Origin of the sequence: Bradyrhizobium altum (genome assembly GCF_020889705.1) — a bacterium.
GTDB classification, from domain to species: Bacteria; Pseudomonadota; Alphaproteobacteria; order Rhizobiales; family Xanthobacteraceae; genus Bradyrhizobium; species Bradyrhizobium altum.
Genome location: NZ_JACMYP010000366.1, coordinates 1 through 7,013, shown reverse-complemented (window position 1 = coordinate 7,013; position 7,013 = coordinate 1). Strand labels below are relative to the sequence as shown.

Annotated in this window: 8 protein-coding genes; 5 read left to right on the top strand and 3 right to left on the bottom strand. The window is 64.2% G+C overall.

Annotation, left to right across the window (positions count from 1 at the left end):
* Positions 1-6: 6 nt before the first annotated feature.
* The 5 genes from cysW (at position 7) to H8B02_RS43625 (ending at position 4,763) form a co-directional block, all read left to right on the top strand.
* On the top strand, positions 7-870 hold the full coding sequence (gene cysW, locus H8B02_RS43645) for a sulfate ABC transporter permease subunit CysW (protein ID WP_229171962.1): 864 nt from the start codon (positions 7-9) through the stop codon (positions 868-870).
* A complete protein-coding gene (locus H8B02_RS43640; protein ID WP_229171961.1) occupies positions 860-1,909 on the top strand; it encodes a sulfate/molybdate ABC transporter ATP-binding protein in 1,050 nt (349 codons plus the stop codon). Before cysW ends, H8B02_RS43640 begins: the two co-directional genes overlap by 11 nt.
* A 264-nt stretch (positions 1,910-2,173) precedes the next feature.
* Positions 2,174-2,671 carry a CAP domain-containing protein gene (locus tag H8B02_RS43635; protein WP_076860877.1) on the top strand — a complete coding sequence of 166 codons (498 nt, stop codon included), beginning with the start codon at positions 2,174-2,176 and terminating at the stop codon, positions 2,669-2,671.
* Positions 2,672-2,777: 106 nt separating this feature from the next.
* Positions 2,778-3,962, top strand: coding sequence for a DUF3734 domain-containing protein (locus tag H8B02_RS43630; RefSeq protein ID WP_229171960.1), 1,185 nt, complete (start codon positions 2,778-2,780; stop codon positions 3,960-3,962).
* A 12-nt stretch (positions 3,963-3,974) separates the two neighbouring features.
* Positions 3,975-4,763, top strand: a complete 789-nt coding sequence (locus tag H8B02_RS43625) for a 3-hydroxybutyrate dehydrogenase (protein ID WP_092118875.1) — start codon at positions 3,975-3,977, stop codon at positions 4,761-4,763.
* Positions 4,764-4,853: 90 nt separating this feature from the next.
* Here H8B02_RS43625 and H8B02_RS43620 read toward each other — a convergent pair whose 3' ends face one another.
* Genes H8B02_RS43620 through H8B02_RS43610 form a run of 3 tightly spaced genes read right to left on the bottom strand, consistent with a single transcriptional unit; the run spans position 4,854 to position 6,815 of the window.
* A complete protein-coding gene (locus H8B02_RS43620) occupies positions 4,854-5,123 on the bottom strand; it encodes a hypothetical protein (protein ID WP_229171959.1) in 270 nt (89 codons plus the stop codon).
* Positions 5,071-5,400: a hypothetical protein gene (locus tag H8B02_RS43615; RefSeq protein ID WP_229171958.1), complete on the bottom strand. Its 330-nt coding sequence runs from the start codon at positions 5,398-5,400 to the stop codon at positions 5,071-5,073. Before H8B02_RS43615 ends, H8B02_RS43620 begins: the two co-directional genes overlap by 53 nt.
* A 32-nt stretch (positions 5,401-5,432) precedes the next feature.
* Positions 5,433-6,815 (bottom strand): oligosaccharide flippase family protein, encoded by a 1,383-nt coding sequence (locus H8B02_RS43610; RefSeq protein WP_376711782.1) that lies wholly within the window; start codon positions 6,813-6,815, stop codon positions 5,433-5,435.
* Positions 6,816-7,013 lie beyond the last annotated feature (198 nt).

The window sequence follows — 7,013 nt, the reverse complement described above, 5'->3', positions numbered from 1 at the left end:
CTCGAGATCGCGCGCGCCGAGCCGGTCGCGGCGCGGCGCAACCCGCGCACCGAGCCGGGTCCGATCCGCTTGATCATCATCGCGCTGGCGATCGCCTTCCTCAGCATCTTCGTCGTGCTGCCGCTGGTCGTCGTGTTCGCGTCGGCATTCTCGAAAGGCATCGTCGCCTATTTCGCGGCGCTGGCCGAGCCCGAGGCGCTCGCTGCGATCAAGCTGACGCTGCTGATCGCGGCGATCTCGGTCACGGTCAACCTCGTGTTCGGCGTGATCGCGGCCTGGGCGATCTCGAAGTTCGAATTCACCGGCAAGACCTTCCTGATCACGCTGATCGACCTGCCGTTCTCGGTCTCGCCCGTGATCTCGGGCCTGGTCTTCGTGCTGCTGTTCGGTGCGCAGGGCTATTTCGGGCCGTGGCTGCAGGCGCACAACGTCCACATCCTGTTCGCGGTGCCCGGCATCGCGCTGGCGACGATCTTCGTCACCTTTCCCTTCGTGGCGCGCGCGCTGATCCCGCTGATGCAGGAGCAAGGCACCCAGGAAGAGGAGGCGGCGATCTCGCTCGGCGCCTCCGGCCTGCAGACCTTTTTCCGCGTCACGCTGCCCAACATCAAATGGGGACTGCTCTACGGCGTCCTGCTCTGCAACGCGCGCGCGATGGGCGAGTTCGGCGCGGTGTCCGTCGTCTCCGGCCACATCCGCGGCGAGACCAACACGATGCCGCTCCTGGTCGAAATTCTCTACAACGAATATCAGTTCGTCGCGTCGTTCGCGATCGCGTCGCTGCTGGCGATGCTGGCGCTGATCACGCTGGTGGCGAAAACCGTTCTCGAGCGGCGGCTCGACGAGGCTGAGGTGCCCGATGGCGATTGAAGTCAAGAATATCGTAAAGAAGTTCGGCAGCTTTGCCGCGCTCGACGATGTCGATCTCAAGGTCGCCGATGGCGAGCTGCTGGCGTTGCTCGGCCCGTCCGGCTCCGGCAAGACCACGCTGCTGCGGATCATCGCGGGCCTCGACTGGCCTGACTCGGGCGAGGTCGCGATCGACGGCGAGAATGCGCTCTCGCGCGGCGCCAGCGAGCGTCAGGTCGGCTTCGTGTTCCAGCACTACGCGCTGTTCCGCCACATGACGGTGTTCGAGAACGTCGCGTTCGGCCTGCGCGTGCAACCGCGCGCGATCCGCAAGGACGAGGCGACGATCCGCGCCCGTGTCAAGAACCTGCTCGATCTGGTGCAGCTCGACTGGCTCGCCAACCGCTATCCGAGCCAGTTGTCCGGCGGTCAGCGTCAGCGCATTGCGCTGGCGCGCGCGCTTGCGATCGAGCCGCGGATCCTGCTGCTCGACGAGCCGTTCGGCGCGCTCGATGCCAAGGTGCGCAAGGAGCTCAGGCAATGGCTGCGCTCGCTGCACAACGAGATCCACGTCACCTCGATCTTCGTCACCCACGACCAGGAGGAGGCGCTTGAAGTCGCCAACCGCGTCGTGGTCATGGACAAGGGCAAGATCGAGCAGATCGGCTCGCCCGGAGAGGTCTATGACAATCCGGCGACCGCCTTCGTGCACGGCTTCATCGGCGAGTCCATCGTGCTGCCGGTCGATGTGGCCGGCGACGCGGTACGGCTCGATGGCCGTCCCCTGAACATTCCGGCGCTGGGCGCGGCGTCCGGCGCGGCCAAGCTGTTCGTCCGCCGCCACGACATGGCGGTCGGTCCGGCGGGAACCGGCGCCTTGGAAGGCGCCATCCGGCATGTCCGCTCGTTCGGTCCGATCCAGCGCGCCGAGGTGGCCCTGTCGGGGAGCGAGGGCAAGACCGTGATCGAGATCGACGCCCCCCGCGACCGCGAGCTGCAGGCCGGCGAAATCGTCTCGCTGCAGCCCCGCCGCTACCGGATCTTTGCGGCCCAGGAGTAGGGCCGTAGCCTCCGCGTTGGGTGTCCGTAGCCCGGATGAAGCCAACGGGTCGCGCGAACACGCGCCCGATGACAGGCTCCGCGAAATCCGGGGCTTCGTTCCGCGGATGGGCTGTCCCGGATTGCGCTTCGCTTCATCCGGGCTACGGGGCTACGCGCGTCCCAGGACATCGGTGGCTATTGATGGCCAAAAGTTAGCCCCTGTTCACCATTCAGCCACGGTTGGTATGCAACAACGGCGGGCCAACCTTGGGGGTTTTCACCAGTGAAACGGACGACGGTCGCCCTGTTCGGGCTTCTGGTGCTTGCCGGCTGCGGCACAGACACCAAAATCCCGGAAGAACCGGCCATGTATCTCAACATGGCGCAGCCCGGTGCCGTGCTGGACAGCCAGGCCGCCGCGATCATGTTTTCGCAGTACCGCCAGAACAATGGTCTCGGCACCGTCGTGGTCGATCCCGACCTGACCAGGCTCGCCGAGCAGCAGTCGCAGGCGATGGCCGCCCGCAACAAGATGGACCATGACGTGAAGGCCCCGCTCGGCAAGCGGCTGGAGGCCGGCGGCTATCCGGCGACCGTGGCGGTCGAGAACATCTCGGCCGGCTATCACACGCTCGCGGAGGCCTTTTCGGGCTGGCGCGATTCACCGCCGCACAAGGCCAACATGCTCAAAAGCGGTGTCACAAAAATGGGCATCGCGGCCGTCTATGCTCCGAATACCAAATACAAGGTGTTCTGGACGCTCATTTTGGCGGCAACCTGATCTCGATAAATTCCGCGTGAACTCCCCTCCGTATCTGGTTGATTGACGCGGCTGCGAACAGCCGCCACGGTGCGCCCTCAAGTCATTTCGAACCGAACGGTTACGAATGGATACTTCGGATTCCGCGCCCGGCTCGACGCCGGCGCAAGGGCAGCGTGTGCTGGTTCTTCAGGGCGGCGGTGCGCTCGGCTCCTATCAGGCCGGCGCCTTTCAGGCGCTCTGTCATGCAGGCTTCGAGCCTGAATGGATCGCCGGCATCTCGATCGGCGCCATCAATGCCGCGATCATCGCCGGCAACGAGCCGGACAAGCGTGTGCCACGGCTCAAGGAATTCTGGGAGATGGTGTCGGCGCCGGTGCCGTGGAATCCGGTCTCCAAGCATGAGCGCGCCCGTTCGCTGTTCAACGAGACCAGCGCCGCCATCATCGCGACCTTCGGCGTGCCCGGCTTCTTCACGCCGCGGATTCCGCCGGCGCCGCTGTGGCCGCCCGGCAGCTCGCAATCGCTGAGCTATTACGACACCGCGCCGCTGAAGAAGACGTTGGAGCGGCTGGTCGACTTCGATCGCATCAACGATCTGAAGACGCGGCTGTCGGTCGGCGCGGTCGGCGTCACCTCGGGCAATTTCCGCTATTTCGACAATTACGAGTTCAAGAAGCTCGGCAAGAGGATCGGCCCCGAGCACATCATGGCCTCGGGCGCGCTGCCGCCTGGCTTTCCCGCCGTCGTGATCGAGGGCGAGCATTACTGGGACGGCGGCATCGCCTCCAATACGCCGCTCGACTTCGTGCTCGATGAGGAGACCAGCCGCGATCTCCTGATCTTCCAGGTCGACCTGTTCAGCGCGCGCGGGCCGTTGCCGGAGACGCTGCTGGAGGCCGCCGAGCGCGAAAAGGACATCCGCTATTCCAGCCGGACGCGGATGAACACCGACAAGAACAGGCAGATCCACAACGCCCGCATGGCGGTGCGCGACCTGATCGGCAAGCTGCCCGACTACCTGAAGAACGATCCGTCGGTCGAACTGTTGCGCAAGGCGTCCAGGGAGAACACCGTTACGGTGGTTCACCTGATCTACAAGAGCAAGAATTACGAGAGCTCGTCGAAGGACTACGACTTCTCCCATGTTGCGATGGTCGAGCACTGGGGCGCGGGCGTCCGCGACGTACATTTGTCGATGCGTCACAAAGAATGGCTAGAACGGCCACAGTCCGGCGAAACCATGGTGACTTACGACCTCACGGGGGACGAACCCACGCCCCCTGAAACGAAGTCCCCTGCAAGCAAATAGGAGCGAAGAACAATGGGTACGTTGACAGGCAAGACCGCCGTGGTGACCGGTTCGACCAGCGGCATCGGATTGGCTTATGCGCGCGCCTTCGCCGGCGCCGGCGCCAATATCGTGCTCAACGGCATGGGTGTGCCGGCCGACATCGAGAAGGAGCGTTCCGGCATCGAGACCGACTTCAAGGTCAAGGCGGCTTATTCGCCGGCCGACATGACCAAGCCGGCCGAGATCGCCGACATGATCGCGCTCGGTGAGAAGACCTTCGGCTCGGTCGACATCCTCGTCAACAATGCCGGCATCCAGTTCGTCTCGCCGATCGAGGAATTCCCGCCGGAGAAGTGGGAAGCGATCATCGCGATCAATCTGTCGTCGGCGTTCTATGGGATTCGCGCCGCGGTGCCCGGCATGAAGAAGCGCGGCTGGGGCCGCATCATCAACACGGCTTCCGCGCACTCGCTGGTCGCATCGCCGTTCAAGTCGGCCTATGTCTCGGCCAAGCACGGCATTGCCGGCCTCACCAAGACCGCCGCGCTCGAGCTCGCGCAGTTCAAGATCACCTGCAACTGCATCAGCCCGGGCTATGTCTGGACCCCGCTGGTCGAGCACCAGATTCCGGAGACCATGAAGGCGCGCAACATGACCAAGGAGCAGGTCATCAAGGACGTGCTGCTCGCCGCCCAGCCGACCAAGGAGTTCGTCACCTCGGAGCAGGTCGCCGCACTCGCGCTGTTCCTGTGCGGCGACGATGCCGCGCAGATCACCGGTGCCAATCTCTCGATCGACGGCGGCTGGACCGCGGAGTAGTTTTCCGGCGGGATTTGTCAGCCCAAGAACAAGCCGGCCCTGATTGGATCAGGGTCGGCTTTTGCTTTTATGCATCCGACAAACGCGGTCTCACTTATTGTCCACTTCAAACCCTCGGGCCGAGGCATCTTTTCGAAGATTATCACGGAGAGTGGCGAGGTGGCGCTCCAACGCATGGACGTCGGGGCGATCATACGGATTGAACTTCTCATAGAGCAGGTCGGCCAGCGCCCGCCGGGTCTTGTCGTCGGCCAGTGTCGCAATCTCACGGACGAAAGCCGCGGCAACCGGAGAATAGATGTCGGCTTTATGGACAACGATATCGGTGTATGGATGATCGCCGTGCTCGCCGTTGGGCATTCGACTCGCTCTCCTTCGACGATGTTGGCTTCTCGGCCACCAACCGCTTTATGTTCTCCAGGATGTCATCCTCATCCGCGCCAGAGCCGGCGTCGGGGGCGACTTCGATGGACGCGATTGCGGCCTCGGTGATCTGCAACTCTTCCTCAGACGCGACGTGCCGATGAGCCAGTAGTCCATCTTCGATGGCGTTTGCCAGCGACAGCAATTCGTCCTGCGCCGCCTTCGGCCAGGATTGTATGCGATCAAACAGGTCTTTCAGTTCGGTGGCAGTCATGCCGGCAATTATATACCGCGTCCGGTGGAATTCTACGGCGCCGACTGCCGCTTTCCGAACGCCAGCACGTGCAGGCCGAGCCGCGAGCGCACCACGTAGAACAGCAGGACGGTCTCGAAGATCAGCGACAGCGAGGTCGAGGCCGCCGCGCCCATGCCGCCATAGCGCGGCACCAGCGTCATGCAGAGCCCGACATTCATGAAGAACGACACCGCATAGGCCGTGGCGCAGATGCTCTGGTGTCCCAGCATGTTCAACAGCCGCTCCACCGGCCCGATCGCCGAGCGCACCACGAGCCCGATCGCGGCGACGAACATGATGCTGTAGCCGTCGACGAATTTCGGGCCGAACAGCCACAGCAGCGGCTTGCCGAACGCGAGCAGGGCGATGGTTGCGAGCAACGAGGGCCAGAACGTCCAGCTGATGGCGTGCGCGACATAGGCCGACAGCCGGTCCTTGTCGCCGAGCGCGTTGTATTCGGCGAAGCGGTGCGCCGTCGTCGCCGACATCGCGTAGTGCACGAACGACACCAGCGCCAGCGTCTTCACCACGGCGAAATAGATGCCGACCTCCTCGGAGGAGCGGAATTGCTGCAGCATCAGCACGTCGGTGTAGCCGAGCAGCAGATAGAAGCTCTCGACCAGCATGATCGGCAGCGAGATCGCGAACCAGCCCCTGACGTCGTAGGTCTTCTCGCCCGGCCCGAGATGGGCCGCGAGGCGGCGGTTCAGCACGATCATCTGGCCGATCGCCGCGATGTACACCGCCGCGGCGCTCGCGATCATCGCGGCCGTCGCGCCGAGATTGAGGCCGAGCGCCAGCGCGCCGGCGGTCAACGCGATGATCAATCCCTGCCGCACGATGAACTGCGGCATCAGGCCGAGCTGCATCCAGTCATGCGCGCGCGAGATGCCGTCCTGGGTGTTGGCGACCACGAAGGGCGGCAAGGTCAGGCAGCCGATATAGAGCGGCACCACCGCATTCGGATCGATCCAGGGCGAGGCGAGGTGGATCACGCCGGCGAGCAGCAGTGCCACCGTGCTGGACGCGGCAAGCACCACCCAGCGGCCGCCGGAGAGGAAGCCGCGCAGCGCGGCGAGGTCGCCGCGTGCGCGATATTCCGGGATGATCTTCTGCGAGGACGGCGCGATGCCGAAATCCATCGTGCTGCCGAGCAGCAGCACCCAGGTCCAGACATAGACATAGATGCCGTAGTCCGAGCCGCTCATCCAGCGTGCCAGCAGGATCTGCGCGAGATAGGCGATGGCGGCGCTGATGACACGGATGACGAAGATCATGCCGGCGAGGCGCTTGGTGACGGAGGCCTCCTTGGTGCCGCCGAGCAGGCGCGCGGCGAGGCCGCGCAGGCGTGCGGCCGGCCCCAATGGCGCGGAGGTTGCGGATTGTGTCTCCATCACAGCCAAGGCGGAAAATTCCTAAAGCGCCGCAAGCCGGCAATGGCCCCCGATCTATCAACGAAACGTTAAGATTGGGTTGGGTGACGGATGTTCCCATCTTGCGTCATCCCGGCGAAAGCCGGGATCCATAACCACAGGGAACAGTTGGTGCATACAGCTTGATCTCCAGCGTGCCTCAGACTGCAGCCGCGGAGT

Excerpts from the sequence above, each read along its gene's own strand:
- H8B02_RS43640 (WP_229171961.1), top strand. The coding sequence starts at position 860 with ATGGCGATTGAAGTCAAGAATATCGTAAAGAAGTTCGGCAGCTTTGCC.
- H8B02_RS43630 (WP_229171960.1), top strand. The coding sequence starts at position 2,778 with ATGGATACTTCGGATTCCGCGCCCGGCTCGACGCCGGCGCAAGGGCAG.
- H8B02_RS43625 (WP_092118875.1), top strand. The coding sequence starts at position 3,975 with ATGGGTACGTTGACAGGCAAGACCGCCGTGGTGACCGGTTCGACCAGC.
- H8B02_RS43620 (WP_229171959.1), bottom strand. The coding sequence starts at position 5,123 with ATGCCCAACGGCGAGCACGGCGATCATCCATACACCGATATCGTTGTC.
- H8B02_RS43615 (WP_229171958.1), bottom strand. The coding sequence starts at position 5,400 with ATGACTGCCACCGAACTGAAAGACCTGTTTGATCGCATACAATCCTGG.
- H8B02_RS43610 (WP_376711782.1), bottom strand. The coding sequence starts at position 6,815 with ATGGAGACACAATCCGCAACCTCCGCGCCATTGGGGCCGGCCGCACGC.